Here is a 23,552-nt window from a genome sequence, read left to right on the forward strand (position 1 = left end):
GTACGGCTACATGGACGGACGGCTGGTATGACTGGGGACACCAGGCAACGCACGAAGCGACGCACCACGGAACTCTCCGCCGAGCTGAGCGGGTTCAAGGAGGTGCAGCGCCTCTCCTACGAATGCGCGGAGGCCGTCGCGGCGCAGCTGCGCCCCGGGGTGACGGAGCGCGAGGCCGCGCGGATGCAGCGCGACTGGCTGCGCGAGCGCGGGGTGCGGGACTGGTTCCACATGCCGTTCGCGTGGTTCGGGGACCGGACCGCCTTCACCGGCTTCAAGATCCCCCTGCAGTTCTTCCCGACGAACCGGGCCCTGGAGCCGGGGATGCCGTTCATCCTCGACATGGCCCCGGTCTACAAGGGCCACACCGCGGACATCGGGTATTCGGGCAGCCTCGGCCTCAACCCGGTGCAGGACCGGCTGATGTCCGATCTGCAGGCGCACCGCGCGCTGATCCTCGACCAGGTGCGCGAGCGACGCTCCCTGCGCGACATCTACGAGGAGGTGGAGCGGCTGATGATCCGCCAGGGGTACACGAACAGGCACCGGGCCTACCCCTTCGGGGTCATCGCGCACAAGATAGACCGGGTCAAGGAGCGGAGCTGGGCACCGACCGCGTTCGGGTTCGGCACCCAGGCCCTGAAGGGGCTGGCCTCCGACGCCCTGCGCGGCCACCGCGAGGGCTGGTCCCCGCTGTGGAGCCCGTACCGCTTCTCCGACCATCCGCCGCAGCCCGGCCTGTGGGCGGTGGAGCCGCACCTGGGCTTCCGGGGCACGGGCGCGAAGTTCGAGGAGATCCTGGTCGTCACCGACTCCCGGGACCCCGAGGAGAGCGCGTACTGGCTGGACGACGACCTGCCGCACGTGCGGCGCTGGGCTGAGGAGAAGGCGGCATGAGCGCAATGACGGATGCGGGCCGGGCGGGCGCTCGGGAGCGCTGGGTGAGCACCGGCGGGGTCGAGCTGTGCGTCGTCGAACTCGGTGAAGCGGACCGGCCGACCGTGGTCCTGGTGCACGGGTACCCGGACAGCAAGGAGGTCTGGTCGCAGGTCGCCGAGCGGCTGGCCTCCCACTTCCACGTCGTGCTCTACGACGTGCGGGGCCACGGGCGCTCCACCGCCCCGCAGCCGCTGCGCGGCGGGTTCACCCTGGAGAAGCTGACCGACGACTTCCTCGCGGTCGTGGACGCGGTCAGCCCGGACCGCCCGGTGCACCTGGTCGGCCACGACTGGGGCTCCGTACAGGGCTGGGAGTTCGCGACGGTCGCCCGTACCGAGGGCCGGATCGCCTCCTTCACCTCGATGTCGGGGCCTTCCCTCGACCACTTCGGACACTGGATCAAGAAGCGGATGGCCCGGCCCACCCCGCGCCGGGCGGCCCAGCTGCTGAACCAGGGTGCCAAGTCCTGGTACGTGTACATGCTGCACACTCCCGTGCTGCCGGAGCTCGCCTGGCGCGGGCCGCTCGGCAAGCAGTGGCCGAAGATCCTGCAGCGGGTGGAGCGGCTCCCGGCCGGGGACTACCCGACGGCCTCGCTGCCTTCCGACGCCGCGCACGGCGCCTGGCTCTACCGGGACAACGTCCGGGCCCGGCTGCGCCGGCCGCGTGCCGACGCGTACGCCCACGTACCGGTGCAGCTGATCACCCCCACCGGGGACGCCTTCCTCTCCGAGCGGCTCTACGACGAGCTGGAGCTGTGGGCCCCGGACCTGGTGCGCCGCACCCTGCCGGCCAAGCACTGGGTGCCGCGGACCCGGCCCGACCAGGTGGCCGCGTGGGTCACCGAGTTCGTGACCTCCCGGGAGGAGCCCGCCACGCGCGCTCCGGAGCAGAAGGCTCCGGGCCGGTACGCGGACCGCTTCGGCGGCCAGCTGGTGCTGGTCACCGGGGCCGCCAGCGGCATCGGCCGGGCCACCGCCTTCGCCTTCGCCGAGGCCGGCGCCCGTGTGGTGTGCGTGGACCGGGACGCCGACGGCGCTGCCCGCACCGCCGACATGGCGCGCCTGATCGGCTCGCCGCAGGCCTGGGGCGAGTGCGTCGACGTCAGCGACGAGCAGGCCATGGAGAAGCTCGCCGCGAAGGTCGCCTCCGAGTACGGGATCGTGGACGTCCTGGTCAACAACGCCGGGATCGGCTTGTCGGGCCCCTTCCTGGACACGAGCGCCGAGGACTGGAAGAAGGTCCTCGACGTCAATCTGTGGGGGGTCATCCACGGCTGCCGGCTCTTCGGCAAGCAGATGGCCGAGCGCGGCCAGGGCGGGCACATCGTCAACACCGCCTCCGCCGCCGCCTACCTCCCGTCCAAGTCGCTGCCCGCGTACAGCACCTCCAAGGCGGCCGTGCTGATGCTCAGCGAATGCCTGCGGGCCGAGTTGGCATCGAAGTCGATCGGGGTGTCGGCGATCTGCCCCGGCATCGTCAACACGAACATCACCGCAACCTCCCGCTTCGCCGGAGTGGACGAGGCCGAGGAGAAGCGGCGCCAGCAGAAGTCCTCCCGGCTCTACGGGCTGCGCAACTTCCCCCCGGAGAAGGTCGCGGACGCGATCCTGCTCGCGGTCGTGAAGAACCAGGCCGTGGTCCCGGTGACCCCCGAGTCCAAGGGCGCCCTGTGGATGTCCCGGTTCGCGCCGGGGACCCTGCGGCGGTTCGCGAAGCTGGAGCCCAAGCTGTGAGCGGGGCGGTCGCGGGCAGGGCCGCCCCGTACGCGATCGCGCCGCGCCGGGTGGCCTTCGACTGGAAGGGCACCCCGCTGCACTGGATACCGGGCGAGCCCACCGCCACCCACGTCATCAACGTGCTGCACCTGCTGCTGCCGGCCGGTGAGCGGTGGTTCGTGAAGGTCTTCAAAGAGGGCCTGCCCCTGGTCACGGACCCGCAGCTGCGCAGTGACGTGAAGGGGTTCATGGGCCAGGAGGCCACGCACAGCGTGCAGCACTCCTACGTCCTGGAGCACCTCTCCGAACAGCGGCTGCCCACCGAGGCGTACACGAAGTACGTGGACTTCCTCTTCGAGAAGCTGCTGGGGGAGACCCCGCCGTTCGGTGCCCCGATCACGGCGCAGGAGTGGCTGCGCTTCCGGCTCTCGCTGGTCGCCGCGATCGAGCAGTTCACGGCGGTTCTCGGGGACTGGGTGCTCGGCGCCGAGGGCCTGGACGCGGCCGGCGCGGACGAGGTCATGCTCGACCTGCTGCGCTGGCACGGAGCGGAGGAGGTGGAGCACCGATCCGTGGCCTTCGACATGTACCAGCACTGCGGGGGCGCCGGCCTGCCCCGCTACGTCCGCCGCGTCGAGGGCATGGCCGTGGTCGCGCCGGTCCTGGCGTGGCTGTGGATCTCGGGGGCTTCGTACCTCCTGCGCAACGACCCCGAACCGCACCGCCGGACCCGCTATTCGCTGCGCGAGCACAACCGGGCCGTGGCCAAGGGGCTGCTGCCCACTTGGAGAGAGCTCGGCATGGCCATACCCCGCTACCTGCGGCGGTCGTACCATCCCTCGCAGGAGGGCTCGCTGCGCAGGGCGGTCGAGTACCTCGCGGCTTCACCTGCCGCCCGGTCCGCTGCGGGCGCGGTCGGCCGAGCCGCCATGTCGTAGGGAGCCGGGATTGTCCGAGCAGGCAGTAGCCGAGTACCGGATCGAGGATCTGGCGCACCACAGCGGTGCGACCGTCCGCACGATCCGGGCGTACCAGGACCGCGGTCTGCTGCCGAAGCCGGAGCGGCGGGGCCGTTCCAACGTCTACCGGGACACGCACCTGGCGCGGCTGCGCCAGATCGCCGACCTGCTGGACCGCGGTTACACCCTGGCTTCCATCAAGGAACTGTTGGAGGCCTGGGACGCGGGCCGCGGGCTCGGCGGAGTCCTCGGGCTGGTGGCCGAGGTGCACGGGCCGTGGACGGACGAGGAGGCGGCCCGGATAAGCCGGGACGAGCTGAACGAGCGGTTCGGCGGCAAGCCCGACGACGAAGCGGTCGGCGAGGCGTGCGAACTGGGTGTGCTGGAGCGGATCCCGGGGCGCCCGGACCAGTTCCTCGTACCGTCCCCGCAGGAGCTGTCCGTCGCCGCCGAGCTGTACGCCGCCGGGGTCCCGCTGCCCGCGATCACCGGTCATCTGCGGGAGCTGCGCGGTCAGGTGGAGCTCATCGCCTCGCGCTTCCTGGAGTTCACCACCGAGCACGTCTTCGCCCGGTACCTGGGGGCCGTACCCCCGACGGACTCCGACGCTGCCGAGGCGGCGACGATGGTACGGAGACTGCGGCCATTGGCCCAGCAGACGGTGGACGCGGAACTGGCGCGGGCGATGCGCCTCTTCGCGACCCGGCACCTGCAGAAGCACCTCGGAGCCGTCGGGACCCCCCAGCCGTCCGGGCCGGCCCCGGTGGCGCTGCCCGCGGAGACCGTGCGGGCGGTGCAGGAGCTGGTGGGGCCCGACCATGTGGCGGAGTTCGTCCGGGCCGCCACGGAGCGGGAGTTGCAGGCCCGGACGATGAACGATCTGGCCAGCCGAGGCGGCCGGTAGTGCTCGCTCAGTAGTCCACAGGCCGGATCGCGCTTTTGTCGGCGAAACCGGCGCAAAGGGCTGTGGACAAGTCCGACCGGCCTGTGGGGAACCATCCCTGAGGGTCAGCTGACGGCTTGGTATGCCGCTCCGGGAGTGGTGGTTTCGGCCACCGGGCGGACGGTGGAGACGAAGGCGGTGTCGGTGGAGGAGGGGGTGGGGTCGGTGGAGGAGGGGGTGGAGTCCTTCGCGTCCGCACTGCCGGTGGTGCCGGCGCTGCCCGGGGCTCCCCTGCGGGTGCTCCCGTAGACCAGGGCCGCGAGAACGAGGCCGAGGATCCCGCCGAGGAACTGGGCGGCGACGAACCCCGGCAGCGACTGCGGGGCGATGCCGGTGAAGGAGTCGCTGAAGCTGCGCCCGATGGTGCCGGCCGGGTTCGCGAAGGACCCGGAGGAGGTGAACCAGATCGCGGCGGCGATGTAGGCGGCGACGGCGGCCGGGATCAGCGTCGGCCGGCCGACGCGGCCGAGGCCCTGGATCACCAGGACCAGTCCGGCGGTGGCCACGACCTCTCCGACGAGCAGGTGTCCGCCGTCGCGGACCTGGGTGGCGAAGGCTCCGGGGACGCGGCCGAACATCGTTTCCGCGAGGACGGCGCCGCCTATGGCCCCGGCGGTCTGGGCCGCCGCGTAGACCAGGGCCTCCCTGCCGTCGAGGCCTTCGCCACCGGTGCGCCGCCCCCACCAGGCCGTGAGGGTGACCACGGGGTTGAGGTGGGCGCCCGAGAGCGGCCCGAAGAGGGTGATGATCAGCCCCAGCCCGATGGCCGTGGCGAGCGAGTTGGCGACCAGGGCCACGCCCGTATCGGACGTGAGGGCGGCTGCCTGGATTCCGGATCCGATGACGACCACGAGGAGGGCGGCGGTGCCGATGAACTCGGCGGTCGCACGCCGCGACAGAGACGCACTGTTTGTCATACTTTTCTTCCCCTTGAGTGGCTGTTCAGCGGAAAATGTATTCCGTATCTTGGAAGAGCGATAGAGGGGGTCCAGCTTCCGGAGAAGGCGAAAAATCCCTGCGCCGGACCCGGCGGAGCCGTCACGCTGGGCGAATGAATGACAAGCGCACCGTCAAGGTGTCCAAATACGTCTCGAAACACCTCCGCCATCAGCCGGAACGCATCGGACTGGTGCTCGACCCGCAAGGCTGGGTGGAGATCGACGATCTTCTGCGCGCCACGGCCGCCCACGGCTTCCCCATCAGCCGGGCCGAGCTCGACCGCGTGGTCGCCGCCAACGACAAGCAGCGGTTCGCCGTCGACGGCAGCCGGATCCGCGCCAGCCAGGGTCACACCGTCCCCGTGGACCTGGGCCTGCCGGAGGCCGAACCGCCCGCGTACCTCTACCACGGCACCGTCGCGGCAGCCCTGGACGCGATCCGCGCGGAGGGCCTGCGCCCGATGGCCCGCCACCACGTCCACCTGTCCCCGGACCGGGAGACCGCGACCCGCGTCGGCGCACGGCGCGGCCGGCCGGTCGTGCTCGCCGTGGACGCGGGGGCGATGCGCGCCGCGGGGCACGTCTTTCGGATCAGCGCCAATGGGGTGTGGCTGGCGGACTCGGTGCCGCCGCAATTCCTGCGGTTCCCCTAACCCGGAGATGCCCGGGAGAAGCACCGGAGATGCCCGGGAGAAGCTGGGGAGGAGATCCGGAGAAGCCCTACGGGCCCCGGAATTCACCGAGGGATTGTCAGATCATCCCCCTACGCTGTTCCTCACTCCGGGATCTGTGAGGGGGGAACCTCGCGGTCGCCGAACAACCCGTACCAGCACGCGAGGTGACGCCCCATGACGTCCGAAGAAACCCGAGAAGCCCGCGAAGCACATCCGAACACCTTCCAGGTCGATCTGCGCGGCCTGGTCGACCTGCTCTCCCACCACCTCTACTCCAGCCCCCGCGTGTACGTCCGCGAGCTCCTCCAGAACGCCGTCGACGCGGTCACCGCCCGCCACGCCCTGGACCCCGAAGCCGAGATCGCCATCCGCCTGTCGGCGACCGGCAACCGCGTGACCATCGAGGACAGCGGCATCGGCCTGACCGCCGACGAGGCCCACTCCCTCCTCGCCACCATCGGACGCAGCTCCAAGCGCGGGGGCCCGCACGGCCTGGAGACCACCCGCCAGGAGTTCCTCGGTCAGTTCGGCATCGGTCTGCTCGCCTGCTTCGTCGTCGCCCGCCAGATCCGCGTGGTCACCCGCTCCGCCCGCGATCCGCTGGCCGCGCCCGTCGAATGGCTGGCCACGGACGACGGCTCGTACACCGTCCGCGAACTGCCCTCCGACGCCCGCCCGGAGCCCGGCACCACCGTCGTGCTGGAGGCCCGCCCCGGCGCCGAGGAGTGGACCGCCCCGGCCAAGGTCGAGCAGCTGGCCCGCGACTACGGCTCCCTGCTGCCCTACGACATCACCTTCGACGACGGCTCCGCCGCCGGACCCCGCCCGGTCACCGACCGGCCCGCCGTCTGGGACCGCCCCTTCCCCACCCCCGCGGCCCGCCGCGTCGCGCTCGCCGGGCACTGCGCCCAGCTCTTCGGCTTCACCCCGCTCGACAGCATCGACCTCGACCTGCCCGTCGCCGGAGTGCGCGGAGTCGCGTACGTCCTTCCCGAGCCCACCAGCCCCGCCCACCGGTCCGGACACCGCGTCCACCTCAAGGGCATGCTGCTGACCGACAAGGCCGACAACCTGCTGCCCGACTGGGCGTTCTTCGTCCGCGCCGTCCTGGACACCGACACGCTGCGGCCCACCGCCTCCCGCGAGAACCTGTACGACGACGAGACGCTGGCCGCCGTGCGCGAGGCCCTCGGCGCCCGCGTCCGCGCCTGGCTCGCCGAACTCGCCACGAGCGAACCCGAGCGGCTGGCCGCCTTCCTGAGCGTCCACCACCTCGGGGTGAAGTCGCTGGCCCGGCACGACGCCGAGCTGCTCGGCCTCATGCTGCCCTGGCTGCCGTTCGAGACCAGCGACGGCTCGATGAACCTGGAGGAGTTCGCCGCCGCGCACACGGAGATCCACTTCACCCGGACCGTGGAGGAGTTCCGCCAGATCGCCCCGATCGCGGCCGCCCACGGCCTCGGAGTCATCAACGCCGGCTATACCTACGACGCCGACCTGCTGGCCCTGCTGCCCGCCGTACGGCCGGAGCTCAAGGTCACCGAGCTCGACGCGGGAGCCGTCACCGAGCGGCTCGATCCGGTCCCGACCTCCGCCGAACTGGCCCTGGCCCCCTTCCTGGCCACCGCCCGGACCCGGCTGGAACCCCAGAGCTGCGACGTCGTCCTGCGCGCCTTCCAGCCCGCCGCCGTCCCCGCGCTCTACCTCGACGACCGCCAGGCCCGCCAGGAGCGCGACCGCACCGCCGCCCTGGAGACCGCCGACTCGCTGTGGAGCGGCATCCTCGGTTCGCTGCGCGGCTCCGCCCCGCGCGCCCGCCTCGTGCTCAACCACAACAACCCGCTCATCCGCCGGATCGCCGCCCTCCCCGACCAGGCCCTGACCGCCACCGCCGTCGAGTCGCTGTACGGCCAGGCCCTGCTGAGGTCGCAGCGGCCCCTGCGCGCGGCCGACACCACCCTGCTCAACCGGGCCTTCCTCGGGCTCCTGGAATGGGCGACGCACTCCGTCAACAGCACGGACAGCACTGCCGGTACCGGCAGCACCGACACCCAGGAGGAGCAGAAGTGAGCACGCTGACCCGCGAGGAGATCGAGCGCGGACTGGCCGAGAACCGCCAGGCTCCGGGCGGGACCGCACGCAACGCGCACGCCGAGGCCCTGTCCGCCGCCGCCGAAGCGACCGGGGACCGCCCGCTGTTCCGTGCGGCACTGGACAACCTGATCAACGCCTATCTGTACAGCTCAGAGTCGCCGAAGATGCTCGTCCCCTTCGCCCGGCTGCTCCAGGAGTACGACAAGGACCCCGGCGCCTTCGACGAGTGGGACGCCCACACGCTGTTCTGGCAGTTCAAGTGGATCTCCAGCGCCATCGGCAACTCCCCGGAGATCCCGCTGGAATCGGCCGTCGGCTGGCTGGACGAGATGGAGCGCCGCTACCGGATCGCCGGCTACAGCGAACGTCCCGTGCGCGAGGCCGAGCTGTGGCTCGCCGACGCGACCGGCGACGACGAGCGGGCCGGACGCGCGTACGCGAAGTGGCAGGCCGCCGACCGCGACGACATGAGCGACTGCCACGCCTGCGAACTCAACAGCCAGGGCCACTACGCCATGCTGCGCGGTGACGACACCGAGGCCCTGGGCCGCTGGCAGCCGGTGCTGTCCGGCGAGCAGACCTGCGCCGAGGAGCCCCACCGGATCCTGGCCACCTCTCTGCTGCCGCTGGTGCGGCTCGGCCGGTTCGACGAGGCCCGCTCGGCCCATCTGCGCGGATACCGGCTGGCCCGGTCCAAGGAGAGCCTGCTGCCCTCGGTGGGGCGGCACATCGAGTTCTGCGCGCTCACCGGGAACGAGTCCCGGGGCCTGGAGATCCTGGCCGAGCACGCGGCGCACGTGGCCCCGCTCGCCAACCTCGCCGACCGGTTGGCCTTCCACGGCGGAATCCTCGTCCTGCTGCGCCGGCTCACGGAGCTGGGCCACGGCCAGAGCCCCGCCGTCCCCTACGAGGGCAGCCCGCGCACCGTGTCCGAGCTGTACGAGGTGCTGCGCGCGGGCTCGCTCGACATCGCCCGCCGCTTCGACGCGCGCAACGGCTCCTCCCGGGTCTCGGAGCGGTTCCTCGCGCGGATCGGCAGGGCCCCGCTGACCGCGGTGCTGCCGCTGGGCGTACGGAGCTCCGCGCTCGCGGCGCTCCCGCAGCCGGGCCCCGCCCCGGCGCCCGCGGCGGCTCCGGCCGAGGGCTTCGCGGAACTCGTGGAACGGGCCCGGGCGGCCCGCGACCTCGGGCACCCCGGCGCGGACGCGCTCTGGGAGGAGGTGGCCCTGCGCCCCGAGGCGGCGGACGGGTCCGATCCGCTGGCCGCCGCCGATGTGGCGGACCACCGGGCCCTGGCGGCCGCTCGGGCCGGCGCCGTCGACGCCCCGGAGCTGCTGGCCGGCGTACGCGAGCGCTACCGGGAGCTGGGGCTCGCGGAGCGCGCGGCCCTGGCCGAGCTGCGGCTGGCGACCGTGGCCGCGCAGTCGGGCACCGAGGCGGGGGAGCTGCGCGAGCTGCTGGCCGCGGCCCTGCGCGCCGCCGAGGCGCTGGACGCGGACGAGCCGCTGCGGACCTGGCGGATCGCCTTCGCGGAACTGACCGGGATCCGGGTGGAGTCGTACCTGCGCTCGGTCGAGGCCACCGAGGACCCCGCACACGGGCACGATCCGGAGGGCGGCCACGGCCACGACGAGCTGGCCGCCGAACTCGCCGCCTTCGCCGAGGCCTACGCCACGTCCCTGCCCGACGTGGTGGCGGAGGCCGAGGAGATGCTGGGCCGGCTCGCCCTCTCGCAGGGCGATCCGGAACGCGCCCTGACGCTGCTCGCCGGATCCGCCGACCGCTCGGTGGCGGCGGGCCGGCCGTGGCTCGCCGTGGACCCGCTCGTGCTGCGGGCCGGCGTGCTGATGTCGCTGGACCGCCCGGCCGAGGCCGAGGAGTCGGCCCGAGCCGGGCTGGCGCACGCCTCCGAGGTGACCGGCGCCGAGGCGCAGGGCGTCGTACGGCTCACCCTCGCCGACATCCTGCTGGGGCGCGGCGAGGCCTACGCGGAGGCCGCGCGGCACGCTCTGGAGGCGGCGCACTGGTTCGACCAGGCCGGGCTCTCCGCCGACGGCGGGGCCCAGGCGCGGCTGCTGCTCGCCCGGTGCCAGGCCCGTGAGGGCCACACCGCCGAGGCGGCCGAGGTACTGCAGTCGACGCTGCCGGACCTGCTGGAGCACGGCGAGGGCCAGGCCGTCTCCGTACGGGAGTTCCTGGGCGACCTGCTGCGCGAACTGCGCGACCCCCGGGGCGCGGCCGAGCAGTACCTGCTGGCGGCGGAGCTGTCCGAGGACTGGGAAGATCCGCGTCCGCAGGCGGGCTTCGCCCAGGCAGCCGCCGATCAGCTCTCCGAGGCGCGGCTGGTGCCGGAGGCCGTCGCGACGTACGAGCGGGCCCTCGCACTGCGCCGGCGGTCGAAGGACACACCGGTCGCCGAGGTACGGATCCTGCGGTCGCTGGCCTGGCTGGGGCTGCGCGAGGAGGTCACCGACGCGGCCGTGGCGGGGGCTCGGGCCCGGATGAACGAGGCGGCCGAGGTGCTGACCGCCGCGCTGGCGGACGCCCCCGGGGACCCTGAGGTCCGGGCCGAACTGGCCGAGACCTGGAACCAGCTCGCCCAGGTCCTCGACCGCCGGGTCCGCGCCGACGAGGAGGCGGACGAGGAGGCGGACCAGGAGGAGCCGGACGAGGAGTCGGGCGAGAAGTCGGGGGAGGAAGGCCGTCAAGGAGAGGACGGCCGGGAGGAGAGCCGGGGTTCAGGGTCCGCCGATCCGCTGGGCGCGGCGGAGCTGGAGGCGCTGCGGCTGGAGGAGATCCTGCTGTGGGAGCGGGCCGCCGCCCTCCACGCGGAGCTCGGCCCGGACCACCTGCAGGCCCGGTTCCAGTGCGTGAACAACGCCGCCTGGACCGAGCACGAGCTGGGCCGGCCCGAAGCCGGCGCCGCCCGGGTCTCGGCGCTGGCGGCCGAGGTTCGCGCGCTGCCCGAGGGCGTGGCCCCCGAGTGGCTGCTGGAGAGCGCCGAACGCACCGCGGAACACCTGCTGCGCACCTCGTCCTGAGCCGGCGCGCTGCCGTCGCTCCGAACGCCCGGGGCGACGGCAGCGGTGACAGCGGCAGCGCGATTCGGCTCAGCTCATCTCAGCCCAGCTGGGCGAGCGCCTCGGTGGCGATCCGCTCGAAGACGCCCTGGTCGGCGGCGAAGTCGGAGTCAGGGATCGGCCAGTGGATCACGAGCTCGGTGAAGCCGAGCTCCTGGTGGCGGCCGGCGAAGTCGACGAAGGCCGCCACGGACTCCAGCGGCCGCCCCCGGTCCGGGGTGAAGCCCGTGAGCAGGACCTTGTCCAGCTCGGCCACCTCCCGGCCGGTCTCCGCACACGCCTTGCCGAGCTTCTCGACCTGGCCGCGCAGTGCCTGCACCGACTGCTCCGGGGTGCCCTCGTCGAAGATCTTCGGGTCGCCGGTCGTCACCCACGCCTGTCCGTACCGCGCGGCGAGCTTCAGTCCGCGCGGGCCGGTCGCGGCGACGGCGAAGGGCAGCCGGGGCCGCTGGACGCACCCGGGGATGTTGAAGGCCTCCTCCGCCGAGTAGAACGTGCCCCGCTCCGAGACGGAGTCCTCGGTGAGCAGCCGGTCGAGGAGCGGCAGGAACTCACCGAACCGGTCGGCGCGCTCCTTGGGGGTCCACGGCTGCTCCTGGCCGAGCACGGTGGCGTCGAAGCCGTTGCCGCCGGCCCCGATGCCGAGCGTGATCCGTCCGCCCGAGATGTCGTCGAGGGAGATCAGTTCCTTGGCGAGCGTCACCGGGTGGCGGAAGTTCGGCGAGGTGACGAGCGTGCCCAGGCGCAGCCGCTCGGTAGCCGTCGCGGCGGCCGTGAGCGTCGGCAGGGCGCCGAACCACGGGCCGTTCCGGAAGGTCCGCCAGGACAGGTGGTCGTAGGTGTAGGCCGTGTGGAACCCCAGCTCCTCGGCCCGCTGCCACGTGGCGCGGCCTCCCTCGTGCCAGCGGTCGACGGGCAGGATCACGGTGCTCAGGCGCAGACTCATGCCCCGAGCCTACGTCCGCCCGCACGGCACCCACGTGGGGCGCTCGGCAACACCCGGCACGCTTGTGTCGCGCATCACATCACGTACAGCGGTGGCCCCCGCGCCTCATGGTGCTGGGACGTGCTCCGCCTCATGGCGCTGGGACGTGGTCCGCCACAGGGCGAGCAGGACGGCGGAGTAGGGGCGGGCCGGGGCCGCGGTGCGGGCGGCGTCGGCCGCACCGGCCAGTACCTCGCCCACGAGGACCGGTTCGCGCTCCGGATGGCGGGCGCCCGCCCGTTCGCACAGCGTGCACAGGAACATGGCCAGGCTCGCGATCCACTTGGCCGGCGGGCCGCCACAGGCTTCGCAGTCCGGCGTGCGGGCTGAAGGGATGAGCACGTCGCCCCCGTGTGATGTCGTCGGAACCGGCACCGAGCCGGGAGCGCCAAAGGCAGCGGAACCGGCGAGGAGATCCTTCCACCACCCACTGACAACCATGTGCCGATGTTTCACGTGAAACATCGGCGACGGGCAGCATGGGCGAAGATGGAGCCGTGACCTCGGCTCCCCAGCGCCCGGACGGGCCTACCCCCGCGACCCGGCTCATCGCCACCGACCTCGACGGCACCCTGCTGCGCGACGACAAATCCGTCTCGGAGCGCACCGTCGCCGCACTCGCCGCCGCCGAGGAGGCCGGCATCGCGGTGTTCTTCGTGACAGGACGCCCGGCCCGTTGGATGGGTGTGGTCAGCGACCACGTCCAGGGCCACGGCCTGGCCATCTGCGCGAACGGCGCCGCCGTCGTCGACCTGCATGCCATCGACCGGCACGCCGCGGCCGGGAACGCCGCCGACGCGCGGCCCACGGGCCGGGAGTTCGTCCAGGTCAGGCCCCTGCCCCGGATCACGGCGCTCAAGGTGGTGGAGGCCCTGCGGGCCGCCGCCCCCGGTTCCTCCTTCGCCGTCGAGCTGACCACCGGCATCAACTACGAGCCGCTGTACCCGCCGTTCTTCCAGGACCCCGGCGCCAATGTCGCCACCGCTGAGGAACTGCTCCACGAGGCCACGGACGACGATTCGGCGCCCGTGCTCAAGGTGCTCGCGCACCATGCCGAGCTGGCTCCGGACGAGTTCCTGGCCCTGGCCCGCTCCGTCGCCGGCGCGTACGCCTCGATCACCCGCTCCAGCCCGACCTCCCTCCTGGAGATCAGCGGCCCGGGGGTATCCAAGGCGAGCACCCTGGCACTGTGCTGCGAGGAGCGCGGCATCTCTCCGGCCGAGGTGGTCGCCTTCGGCGACATGCCGAACGACGTGGAGATGCTCGGCTGGGCCGGCACCTCGTACGCGATGGGCAATGCCCATCCGGATGTGATCGCGGCCGCGTCGGGCCGGACGGTCGCCAACAACGAGGACGGCGTCGCCCTGGTCATCGAGCGCATCCTGGCCGCACGGATCGCCCGCACCGACGCCTAGTCACAGCGGGGCCTCCCACACCAGGGTGGTCCCGCCGCCCTCCTCGCCGAGGCCGGGGCCGTACGAACTGGATCCGCCGAGCGATTCGGCCCGCCGGCGCAGGTTCCGCAGCCCGCTGCGCCGCCCGCCCTCCGGGATGCCCACCCCGTCGTCGGCCACCTCCAGCCGGACCCCGGGCCGCCCGTCGGCCAGGCTGACCGTGGAGTCGAGCACCACCTCGATCCGGGACGCCTCCGAGTGCCGGAACGCGTTCGACAGGGCCTCACGCAGGGCGGCGATCAGGTTCTTCCCGACGAGTTCCCCGACGACCGCGTCGATCGGTCCGAGGAAGCGGTGCGCGGGCTTGAAGCCCAGCGGCACGGCAGCCATGTTGATCTCCCGCAGCACCCGGGTGCGCAGCCCCGAGGGGGCCTCCGCCGGTCCCTGCTGCAGCGCGAAGATCGCGGTGCGGATCTCCTGGATCGTCACGTCGAGTTCGTCCACGGCCTTGCCGACGCCGTCCCGGACCTCGGGGACGATGGAGCGGCGCTGGGCACCCTCCAGCATCATCCCGGTGGCGAAGAGCCGCTGGATGACCAGGTCGTGCAGGTCGCGGGCGATCCGGTCGCGGTCCTCGAACACCGCGAGGCGCTCCCGGTCCCGCTGCGCCTCCGCCATCATCAGCGCCAGGGCCGCCTGCGAGGCGAACTGCGTGGCCAGGGTCCGCTCCGCCTCGGTGAACGGCCGCTTTCCGCGCGCCCGCGGGGTGACGAGCGCCCCCAGCACCCGGCCCCCGCTCTGCAGCGGCAGCATCATGCAGGCCCCGTACTGGCTGGTCAGGCGGCTGATCATGCGCGGGTCCGAGGCGGCATCGTCCACGAAGACCGGCTCGCCCTCCAGCAGCCTGGCCACCACAGGGCTCTCGGCCGGGATGACGAGGCCGAGGGAGGTCGCCGGGTTCTCCGCGGAGACGGCGACGATCTCCATCCCGCCCTCCTCGGCAGGCAGCATCACGATCCCGGCGGCCGAATCGGCGAGCCTGCGGGCCTGTTCGGCGACGACCGCGAGCGCGTCGTCCGCGTCCCCGCCCGACAGCAGGGCCGTGGTGACGGCGACGGAGCCGTCGATCCATCGCTCGCGCTGGGTGGCGGCCTCGTAGAGCCGGGCGTTGCCGATGGCGATGCCCGCCTCGGTGGCCAGCACCCGGACCATGTGGACGTCGTAGTCGTTGAACGCGCCGCCGCCGTTCTTCTCCGCCAGGTAGAGGTTGCCGAAGATCTCCCCCTGGACCCGGATCGGAACGCCGAGGAAGGTCTTCATGGGCGGGTGGTGGGCGGGGAAACCCGCCGAGCGCGGGTCCTTGGCCAGGTCGGCGAGCTGCACCGTGTCGGGGTGCGAGATCAGCGCGCCGAGCAGGCCGCGCTTCCCGTCCGGGCGGTGCCCGATCTTCTTCGCCAGGGCGTCGCTGATCCCGAAGGTGACGAAGTCCGAGAGCCCCCGGCCCTCGGTGTCGACCACGCCGATGGCCGCGTAGCGGGCGTCCGCGAGTTCGGCGGCCGTCTCGCAGATCCGGTCCAGCGTGGAGTGCAGTTCGAGGCCGGTACCCACCGAGCGCATGGCCTCCAGCAACTGCGGCACCCGGGCCGTGAGCTCGGTGGACAGCCCCTGGAGACTCCGGGTGGCGGCCGTCGCGGCCTCCATCGGGTCGGGCGATTCCGGTGAGGGCTCCGGCGGGTGCTCGGGCGATTCCTGGGACTCCTGCGCTGACATGCTCTTGAGCCTAGTTAGTCCCCTTTGGCGAGGAAAGTCGAGCCTGCCCCGAGCTGCCCGTACCGTCCGCCTCCCGTTCCCGCTCCAGCAGCCCGCGCAGCGGACCGGGGGCCGCCGCCAGCTGCGCGTACGCACCGCGCTGGACCACCGCACCGCCGTCCAGGACGAGCACCTCGTCGACCTCTTCCAGACCGGCCAGCCGGTGCGTGATGAGCACGGTGGTGCGGCCCTCGGTCGCGGCCAGCAGGTCCGCGGTCAGCGCGTCGGCGGTGGCCAGGTCCAGGTGCTCGGCCGGCTCGTCCAGGACGAGGACCGGGAAGTCCGCGAGCAACGCCCGCGCCAGGGCCAGCCGCTGGCGCTGGCCACCGGAGATCCGCTCGCCGTGCTCGCCGACCAGCGTGTCCAGTCCTTCCGGGAGCCCCTCGGCCCACTCCAGCAGCCGGGCCGCGGCGAGGGCGTCCCGCAGCCGGGCTTCGCTCGCCCCCGGGGCGGCCAGGCGCAGGTTCTCCCGCACGGAGCTGTCGAAGATGTGCGCGTCCTGGGCACACAGGCCGACGACCCGGCGCACATCGTCCCCGTCGAGGGCCCGCGCGTCGGTCCCGCCCAGGGTGTACGAGCCTTCGTGCTGGTCCAGGAAGCGCAGCAGGACCTGTGCCAGCGTGGTCTTGCCGGCTCCCGAGGGCCCGACGACCGCGATGCGGCGGCCCGCTTCCAGGGTCAGGTCGAGCCCACTCAGCGCGTCCGTCTCCTGCCCGGCGTGGCGGGCGGCCAGCCCCGTCAGCCGCAGCGGGAAGGGCGAGGCGGGCAGGGGTTCCGGCCGCTCCGGTTCGATGACCGGGACGGGCGTGTCGATGACCTCGTAGACCCGCTCGGCGCTGCGCCGGACCCGCTGGCGGTACTGCACGGCCTGCGGAAGGCCGCTGACGGCCTCGAAGGCGGCCAGCGGGGTCAGCACGACCACGGCCATGGCCACCCCGGACAGCCGGCCCCCGGCGACGGCGTCGGCCCCGACGGCGGCCGCGCACACCACCGTCAGTCCGCTCAAGAAGGCCGACAGGCCGCTCCCGAGCCCGGTGACGGCGGCTGCGCGGGCCGCGATCCCGGTCAGCGTGCGGTCGCTCTCATTCGCGGCGGCCTTGCGCCCGCCGAGCGCTCCGGCGACGGTGAGCTCCGCGGTTCCGGTGAGGAGATCCGCCACACGGGTGGCGAGCTCTCCCCGGGCGGGCGCGAGCCGGCGTTCCGTCCGCCGGGCGCAGATCGCGCTGACGAGCGGTACCCCGACCCCGGCGGCCAGCAGCCCGACGGCGAGCACCGCCCCGGCGGCAGGCTGCAGCCAGGCGGTGAACGCCACCGCGCCGGTGCTCACGAGCAGCGCGGTGCCGACGGGCAGCAGCCAGCGCAGCCAGTAGTCCTGCAGGGTGTCGGCGTCGGCCACCAGCCGGGTCAGCAGATCCCCGCGCCGCTGGGTGCGCAGCCCGGCGGGCGCGATGCGCTCCAGCCGCTGGAACACCGAAACGCGCAGGTCGGCGAGCATCCGCAGGACCGCGTCGTGGGACACGAGCCGCTCCGCGTAGCGGAAGACGGCCCGTCCCATGCCGAAGGCGCGCGTGGCGGTGACGGCCACCATCAGGTAGAGCACGGGCGGCTGTTCGGAGGCGCGTGAGATCAGCCATCCGGAAACGGCCATCAGCCCGACGCTGCACCCGACGGCCAGCGCCCCGAGGAACAGCCCGAGCCTGAACCGCCCCTGCCAGGCCCTGGCCACCCCCCGCACCCGCTTGAGCGGATCTCCGCCGCCGGCATCGCCGCCGCCCGCACCGCCCGCCCGCTCCGGAGCGTCCCCGAGGATCCACTCGCCGGGATCGCGCGGCACTGCCGGAGCCGCCCGTCCCGCCCGCACGGCGGGGAGGGGCGCGGCGGGGGACGCGACGGCGGGGCCGGCCCCGACCCGCACGACCCGGTCGGCCAGCGCCAGCAGCGCCGGCCGGTGCACCACCAGCAGGACGGTCCGGCCGACCACGAGGCGGCGTACCGCCTCCACCACGGCCGCCTCGGTCTCGCCGTCCAGTGCCGCCGTCGGCTCGTCGAGCAGGAGCACCGGCCGGTCCGCCAGGAACGCCCGCGCCAGCGCGAGGCGCTGGCGCTGCCCGGCGGACAGTCCGACCCCGCCCTCGCCGAGGAGGGTGTCCGCCCCGCGCGGCAGGGCCCGTACGAAGTCCCATGCCCCGGCGTCCACCAGTGCTGCGGTCACCTCGGCATCGGCGGCGCCCGGCCGCGCCAGCCGTACGTTCTCCGCGATCGTCCCCGCGAACAGGTGCGGCCGCTGCGGCACCCACGCGATCCGCTCCCGCCACTGCTCGGGCGCCAGCCCGGCCAGGTCCACGCCCCCGACCCGGACTCGGCCCGCGCTCGGCGTCACGAAGCCCAGCAGCACCTGGAGCAGCGTGGACTTGCCCGCGCCGCTCGGCCCGGTGAGGGCCACGCATTCGCCCGGTCCCACGGTCAGCGATACCGGCCCGGGGGAGTCCTCGCCCCGGCCCTCGTACCGGACCGCCACCCCGTCGAGCTCGATCCGCAGTCCCGGGACCGCGACGGCGGCCGTCCCCCGCGAAGCGGCGACCGGGGTCTCCAGCACCTCGAAGATCTCCTCCGCGGCGGCCAGTCCCTCCGCCGCCGCGTGGTACTGCGCACCGACCTGACGCAGCGGCAGGTACGCCTCGGGCGCAAGGACCAGGATGACCAGGCCGGTGTACAGGTCCAGCTCACCGTGGACGAGCCGCATCCCGATGGTCACGGCGACCAGGGCCACCGACAGGGTCGCCAGCAGTTCGAGCGCGAACGAGGACAGGAACGCGATGCGCAGCGTGCGCATGGTCGCCTGTCGGTAGTCATCGGTGATCGTGCGGATGGACTCCGCCTGCGCCTTCGCACGGCCGAAGACCTTGAGGGTCGGCAGGCCGGCCACCACGTCCAGGAAGTGCCCCGACAGCCGGGACAGCAGCCGCCACTGGCGGTCCATCCTGGACTGGGTGGCCATGCCGATCAGGATCATGAAGAGGGGGATCAGCGGGAGCGTGACCACGATGATGGCCGCCGACACCCAGTCCTCGGTGACGATCCGCGCGAGCACCGCCACGGGGACGACGATCGCGAGCCCCAGCTGCGGCAGGTACCGCGAGAAGTAGTCGTCGAGCGCGTCGACGCCCCTGGTGGCCAGGGCCACCAGGGAGCCGGTCCGCTGTCCGCTCAGCCAGCCGGGTCCGAGGTCCGCCGCCCGCTCCAGCAGCCGGCCCCGCAGTTCCGACTTGACCGCCGCGCTCGCCCGGTGCGCGGCCAACTCGGTCAGCCAGGCGACCAGGCCCCGGCCGAGCGCCACCGCCGCGAGCAGCAGCAGGGGCGTCCGCAAGGCTCCGCCGTCCAGTCCGTCCTCGAAGGCACCGACCACGATCTCGGCGATCAGCATGGCCTGGCCGACGACCAGCCCCGCCCCGGCGAGCCCGAGGCCCACCACCGCTCCCAGGAAGAGTCGGGTGGACCGGGCGTACCGGAGCAGGCGCGGGTCGATCGGTTTCACGTGAAACATCCCCCAGGCAGGAGCAGGCGGAGCGGAGCGGACGGAGTCGACGGCGCACGTCTCAGTGCACGTCTCAGTGCACGTCGACGATGTGCTGCGTACCGATGCGCTTGCGGAACACCCAGTACGTCCAGGCCTGGTAGAGCAGGACGACCGGGGTCGCCACCGCCGCGCACCAGGTCATGATCTTCAGGGTGTACGGGCTGGACGAGGCGTTGGTGACCGTGAGGTTCCAGGCGTCGTTCAGCGAGGACGGCATGACGTTCGGGAACAGCGTCAGGAAGAGCATCGCCACGGCCGCCGCGATGGTGACCCCCGACAGGCCGAAGGACCATCCCTCCCGGCCCGCGAAATTGAAGCCGAGGGCTCCGACCAGGGCGAGTACCGCCACGGTCATGGCGACCAGGCTCCAGCCATCACCGCGCGAGACCTGGGTCCAGATCAGGAAGGTGAGCGCCAGGACGGCGGTCACCACCCCGAGCCGCGTGGCCAGCTTGCGCGAGCGGTCCCGGATGTCACCGACCGTCTTGAGCGAGGTGAACACCGCGCCGTGGAAGGTGAACAGGGTCAGGGTGACCAGGCCGCCGAGGATCGAGTAGACGTTGAGCAGGTCGAAGAACGTTCCGACGTACTCCATGTCCTGGTCGATCTTCACTCCGCGCACGATATTGGCGAAGGCCACGCCCCACATGAACGCGGGGATCAGCGAGGTCCAGAAGATCGCGTGTTCCCAGTTGGTCTGCCACTTGTCCTCGGGCCGCTTGTGCCGGTACTCGAAGGCGACCCCGCGGATGATGAGGCAGATCAGGATGATCAGGAGCGGCAGGTAGAAGCCGGAGAAGAGCGTGGCGTACCACTCGGGGAAGGCGGCGAAAGTCGCGCCTCCGGCCGTGAGCAGCCAGACCTCGTTGCCGTCCCACACGGGCCCGATCGTGTTGATCAGGACCCGCTTCTCCGTACGGTTGCGGGCCAGCAGCTTGGTCAGGACGCCGACTCCGAAGTCGAAGCCCTCCAGGAAGAAGTAGCCGATCCACAGAACGGCGATGAGCACGAACCAGACGTCGTGGAGTTGCATGGTGTGGTCTCCTCAGCCTCAGTACGAGAAGGCCATCGGCCGGTCGGGGTTCTTGTCGTCTCCGCCGATCTTGGTCGGCGGGTTGAGGTCGGCCTCGGTGAGGTCCGGCGGGCCGGCCTTCACGTACTTCAGGAGGAGCTTGACCTCGATCACCGCGAGCACGGCGTAGAGCAGCGTGAAGCCGATCATCGAGGTGAGCACCTCACCCTGGGAGACGTTCGGCGAGACCGCGTCCCTGGTGCGCAGGACCCCGTAGACCACCCAGGGCTGGCGGCCCATCTCGGTGAAGATCCAGCCCCAGGAGTTGGCGATCAGCGGGAAGCCCATGGTCCAGAGCGCGATGATCCAGTACCAGTTGGTGAACCTGGGACTCAGCGCCTTCTTGAAGAGGACCAGGTGCGGGACCTCTTCCTCACCGGTGCGCAGCCCCGGCGGCAGCATGAACTTCTTGCGGGTCAGCCAGAGCCCCAGCATGCCGACCCCGAGCGAGGCCATGCCGAAGCCGATCATCCAGCGGAAGCCCCAGTAGGCGACGGGGATGTTGGGCCGGTAGTCACCGGGCCCGAACTTCTCCTGCTCGGCCTTGTTGACGTCGTTGATGCCCGGGACGAACGAGGTGAAGTCGTCGTTGGCCAGGAAGGACAGCAGGCCCGGAATCTCTATGGCGACCGTGTTGTGGCCCTTCTCCACGTCGCCGTAGGCGAAGAGGGAGAAGGGGGCCGGCGCCTCGCCGTCCCAGAGCGCCTCGGCGGCGGCCATCTTCATCGGCTGCTGCTTGAACATCACCTTGCCGAGCAGGTCGCCGCTGATGGCGGTACCCAGACCGGCGATGATCATGACGACGAGGCCGAGTCGCAGCGATGTGCGCATGACCGGGATGTGCCTCTTGCGGGCGAGGTGGAAGGCCGCGATGCCGACCATGAACGCGCCGCCGACCAGGAAGGCCGCCGTCATGGTGTGGAAGAACTGGGTCAGCGCGGTGTTCTGCGTGAGCACCAGCCAGAAGTCGGTGAGCTCGGCACGGCCCCGCTCGGGATTCATCCGGTAGCCGACCGGGTGCTGCATCCAGGAGTTCGCCGCGAGGATGAAGTACGCGGACAGGATGGTGCCGATCGAGACCATCCAGATGCAGGCCAGGTGGATCTTCTTCGGCAGCTTGTCCCAGCCGAAGATCCACAGGCCGATGAAGGTGGACTCGAAGAAGAAGGCGATGAGCGCCTCGAAGGCCAGCGGGGCTCCGAAGATGTCACCGACGAACCGCGAGTAGTCGGACCAGTTCATGCCGAACTGGAACTCCTGCACGATGCCCGTGACCACACCCATCGCGATGTTGATCAGGAAGAGCTTGCCCCAGAACTTGGTGGCCTTGAGGTACTTCTCCTTTTCCGAACGCACCCAGGCGGTCTGCAAGATCGCGACGAGCGCGGCCAGCGAGATCGTCAAGGGAACGAAGAGGAAGTGATAGACGGTCGTAATACCGAACTGCCATCGCGCCAGGGTCTCTGGCGCCAAAGCTAGGTCCACGTCGTCGTCTCCTTCGTTTCGCCGTGGTCACAGCCGCAGTTTGCCCCTTGCATCCCACTCAATCCGGGAGGAAGAGGACGCGCTTGTGAACGCGTTCACATTCACAAGCATTATGTCGTACCGCTGTCGGCATCTTTCAGGGGGGTACCCCTAGCGAATGGATTCAACAGATTGTTGAATGCGACCCATGAAGATTCGATTCCTCTGGCCCGCCGGCCAGCTCACCGCAACGCTCGACGAGACCCCGACCGCCAAGGCCCTCGCCGACGCGCTCCCCATTTCCGCCGCCGCCAACACCTGGGGCGAGGAGGTCTACTTCGACACCGGCGTCTCCGTGGCCCTGGAGCACGACGCCCAGCAGGTCGTCGAGCCCGGCACGGTCGCGTTCTGGACCGAGGGCGACGCGCTCGCGCTGCCCTACGGCCCCACCCCGATCTCGCGCGGGGGCGAGAGCCGCCTGGCGAGCCCGTGCAACGTCCTCGGCTCGTTCGACGGCGACCCCCGCCTGCTGGCCACCGTCCGCGACGGCGACCCCATCCGCGTGGAACTGGCCTGACCGGAACCGGCCCCACCGGTTCCGGAAAGCCCTAGAACTCCTTGAAGAACGCCGCCGCCGTGTGCAGGAAGAGGTCGTTCGCCTCGGGCTCACCGATCGTGACCCGCAGGCCCTCGCCAGCGAAGGGCCGGACCACCACGCCGGCCTTCTCGCAGGCCGCCGCGAAGTCGGCGGTCCGCTCCCCGAGCCGCATCCACACGAAGTTGGCCTGCGTCTCGGGCACCACCGTCCAGCCCTGGGCCAGCAGCGTCCCGTAAACCCGGGCGCGCTCGCCCACCAGCGACCCGACCCGGCCCATCAGCTCGTCCTCGGCCCGCAGCGAGGCGACGGCCGCGTCCTGGGCGAGCTGGCTGACGCCGAAGGGCACCGCGGTCTTGCGCAGCGCCGCGGCCACCGGCTCGTGCGCCACCGCGAAGCCGACGCGCAGGCCCGCGAGGCCGTACGCCTTGGAGAACGTACGCAGCACGGCGACGTTGGGGCGGCTGCGGTAGAGCTCGATGCCGTCCGGTACCTCGACGTCGCGGACGAACTCCTTGTACGCCTCGTCGAGGACGACGAGGACGTCGGAGGGCACCCGGTCCAGGAACCGCTCCAGCTCCGCACGGCGCACGGCGGTGCCGGTGGGGTTGTTGGGGTTGCAGACGAAGATCAGACGAGTCCGCTCGGTGATCGCCTCGAACATGGCGTCCAGGTCGTGCACGTCCCCCTCGGCCAGCGGGACCTGAACCGAGGTCGCACCCGAGATCTGAACGATGATCGGATAAGCCTCGAAAGACCGCCAGGCGTAGATGACCTCGTCGCCCGGACCCGCCGTCGACTGGATCAGCGACTGGGCGACCCCGACCGAGCCGGTGCCGGTGGCGATGTGCTCGACCGGGACCCCGAACCGCTCCGCGAGCTCGTTCACCAGACCCGTGCACGCCATGTCCGGATACCGGTTGAAGTGACCGGCCGCCGCGACCGCGCTCTCCAGCACCCCAGGCAGGGGCGGGTAGGGGTTCTCGTTCGAGGACAGCTTGAAAGCGACCGGGCCGCCCGCCGCAGCGGGCTTCCCGGGCTTGTAGGTGGGGATGCCGTCCAGCTCGGCGCGCAGCTTCGGGCTCTTCTCGCTCACCGCAGGTCCTCCTCGACCGTCCCGTACGACGTCGCCGTCGACTCAATACTCCTCACCTTATGAGGATTCCGTCCATCCGAGAACGGCAGGCGCCAGGAATGCGGGAGAGCGCACGCATATATGCGTGCGCCGGTGGCCTGCGCCGTGGCGCGCGTCCCTCGTACAGGTGAGTTGAGTAGAGCCCGAGAGCGCACCGTTTTGGCATGCACGGTCCC

The 23,552-nt window shown here is 71.9% G+C and carries 17 protein-coding genes; 9 read left to right on the plus strand and 8 right to left on the minus strand.

From position 1 onward, the window contains the following. The first annotated feature begins 27 nt into the window (after positions 1-27). The 4 genes from AC6CKD_RS19435 to AC6CKD_RS19450 are packed head-to-tail and all read left to right on the plus strand — an operon-like array spanning position 28 to position 4,520. Complete coding sequence (locus AC6CKD_RS19435) at positions 28-897, plus strand: M24 family metallopeptidase (protein WP_498328711.1); 870 nt, start codon at positions 28-30, stop codon at positions 895-897. A gap of 5 nt (positions 898-902) precedes the next feature. Then, entirely contained in the window at positions 903-2,675 is a 1,773-nt protein-coding gene (locus AC6CKD_RS19440) for an SDR family oxidoreductase (RefSeq protein WP_498328938.1), read from the plus strand. Then, positions 2,672-3,595 (plus strand): metal-dependent hydrolase, encoded by a 924-nt coding sequence (locus AC6CKD_RS19445; protein ID WP_498328712.1) that lies wholly within the window; start codon positions 2,672-2,674, stop codon positions 3,593-3,595. The genes AC6CKD_RS19440 and AC6CKD_RS19445 overlap by 4 nt, the downstream gene beginning before the upstream one ends. 10 nt (positions 3,596-3,605) lie before the next feature. Continuing rightward, a complete protein-coding gene (locus AC6CKD_RS19450; RefSeq protein ID WP_498328713.1) occupies positions 3,606-4,520 on the plus strand; it encodes a MerR family transcriptional regulator in 915 nt (304 codons plus the stop codon). Between the two features lie 104 nt (positions 4,521-4,624). On the opposite strand, the gene AC6CKD_RS19455 is transcribed toward AC6CKD_RS19450, so the two are convergent. Next, complete coding sequence (locus AC6CKD_RS19455) at positions 4,625-5,476, minus strand: aquaporin (RefSeq protein ID WP_498328714.1); 852 nt, start codon at positions 5,474-5,476, stop codon at positions 4,625-4,627. 134 nt (positions 5,477-5,610) lie between these two features. Here AC6CKD_RS19455 and AC6CKD_RS19460 point away from each other — a divergent pair, with 134 nt between their 5' ends. The 3 genes from AC6CKD_RS19460 (at position 5,611) to AC6CKD_RS19470 (ending at position 11,306) form a co-directional block, all read left to right on the plus strand. Further along, the gene (locus AC6CKD_RS19460) at positions 5,611-6,150 is read left to right on the plus strand and encodes an RNA 2'-phosphotransferase (protein WP_498328715.1); all 540 of its coding nucleotides are present in this window, start codon (positions 5,611-5,613) and stop codon (positions 6,148-6,150) included. Between the two features lie 195 nt (positions 6,151-6,345). Then, the gene (locus AC6CKD_RS19465; RefSeq protein WP_498328716.1) at positions 6,346-8,241 is read left to right on the plus strand and encodes an HSP90 family protein; all 1,896 of its coding nucleotides are present in this window, start codon (positions 6,346-6,348) and stop codon (positions 8,239-8,241) included. After that, complete coding sequence (locus tag AC6CKD_RS19470) at positions 8,238-11,306, plus strand: tetratricopeptide repeat protein (RefSeq protein ID WP_498328717.1); 3,069 nt, start codon at positions 8,238-8,240, stop codon at positions 11,304-11,306. The genes AC6CKD_RS19465 and AC6CKD_RS19470 overlap by 4 nt, the downstream gene beginning before the upstream one ends. 79 nt (positions 11,307-11,385) lie before the next feature. Here the strand turns inward: AC6CKD_RS19470 and AC6CKD_RS19475 are convergent, their stop codons facing one another. Together AC6CKD_RS19475 and AC6CKD_RS19480 are read right to left on the minus strand one after the other, a co-directional pair. Continuing rightward, entirely contained in the window at positions 11,386-12,291 is a 906-nt protein-coding gene (locus tag AC6CKD_RS19475; RefSeq protein WP_498328718.1) for an LLM class flavin-dependent oxidoreductase, read from the minus strand. Positions 12,292-12,396: 105 nt separating this feature from the next. Then, entirely contained in the window at positions 12,397-12,672 is a 276-nt protein-coding gene (locus AC6CKD_RS19480; RefSeq protein ID WP_498328719.1) for a hypothetical protein, read from the minus strand. A 137-nt stretch (positions 12,673-12,809) separates the two neighbouring features. Between AC6CKD_RS19480 and AC6CKD_RS19485 the strand changes: the two genes are divergently transcribed. Next, entirely contained in the window at positions 12,810-13,745 is a 936-nt protein-coding gene (locus AC6CKD_RS19485; RefSeq protein ID WP_498328720.1) for an HAD hydrolase family protein, read from the plus strand. On the opposite strand, the gene AC6CKD_RS19490 is transcribed toward AC6CKD_RS19485, so the two are convergent. The 4 genes from AC6CKD_RS19490 to AC6CKD_RS19505 all read right to left on the minus strand — a co-directional run bounded on the left by AC6CKD_RS19490 (position 13,746) and on the right by AC6CKD_RS19505 (position 21,667). Beyond that, complete coding sequence (locus tag AC6CKD_RS19490; protein ID WP_498328939.1) at positions 13,746-15,425, minus strand: sensor histidine kinase; 1,680 nt, start codon at positions 15,423-15,425, stop codon at positions 13,746-13,748. 79 nt (positions 15,426-15,504) lie between these two features. After that, the gene (gene cydD, locus AC6CKD_RS19495) at positions 15,505-19,068 is read right to left on the minus strand and encodes a thiol reductant ABC exporter subunit CydD (protein WP_498328721.1); all 3,564 of its coding nucleotides are present in this window, start codon (positions 19,066-19,068) and stop codon (positions 15,505-15,507) included. A gap of 73 nt (positions 19,069-19,141) precedes the next feature. Beyond that, a complete protein-coding gene (gene cydB, locus AC6CKD_RS19500) occupies positions 19,142-20,143 on the minus strand; it encodes a cytochrome d ubiquinol oxidase subunit II (RefSeq protein WP_498328722.1) in 1,002 nt (333 codons plus the stop codon). Positions 20,144-20,161: 18 nt separating this feature from the next. Beyond that, entirely contained in the window at positions 20,162-21,667 is a 1,506-nt protein-coding gene (locus tag AC6CKD_RS19505) for a cytochrome ubiquinol oxidase subunit I (RefSeq protein ID WP_498328723.1), read from the minus strand. Positions 21,668-21,854: 187 nt separating this feature from the next. On the opposite strand from AC6CKD_RS19505, the gene AC6CKD_RS19510 reads away from it, so the two are divergent. Continuing rightward, positions 21,855-22,223: a cyclophilin-like fold protein gene (locus tag AC6CKD_RS19510; RefSeq protein ID WP_469686515.1), complete on the plus strand. Its 369-nt coding sequence runs from the start codon at positions 21,855-21,857 to the stop codon at positions 22,221-22,223. Positions 22,224-22,254: 31 nt separating this feature from the next. Here the strand turns inward: AC6CKD_RS19510 and hisC are convergent, their stop codons facing one another. Next, a complete protein-coding gene (gene hisC / locus AC6CKD_RS19515; protein WP_498328724.1) occupies positions 22,255-23,337 on the minus strand; it encodes a histidinol-phosphate transaminase in 1,083 nt (360 codons plus the stop codon). Positions 23,338-23,552: the final 215 nt, after the last annotated feature.

This window comes from Streptomyces sp. GQ60 (assembly GCF_059758875.1).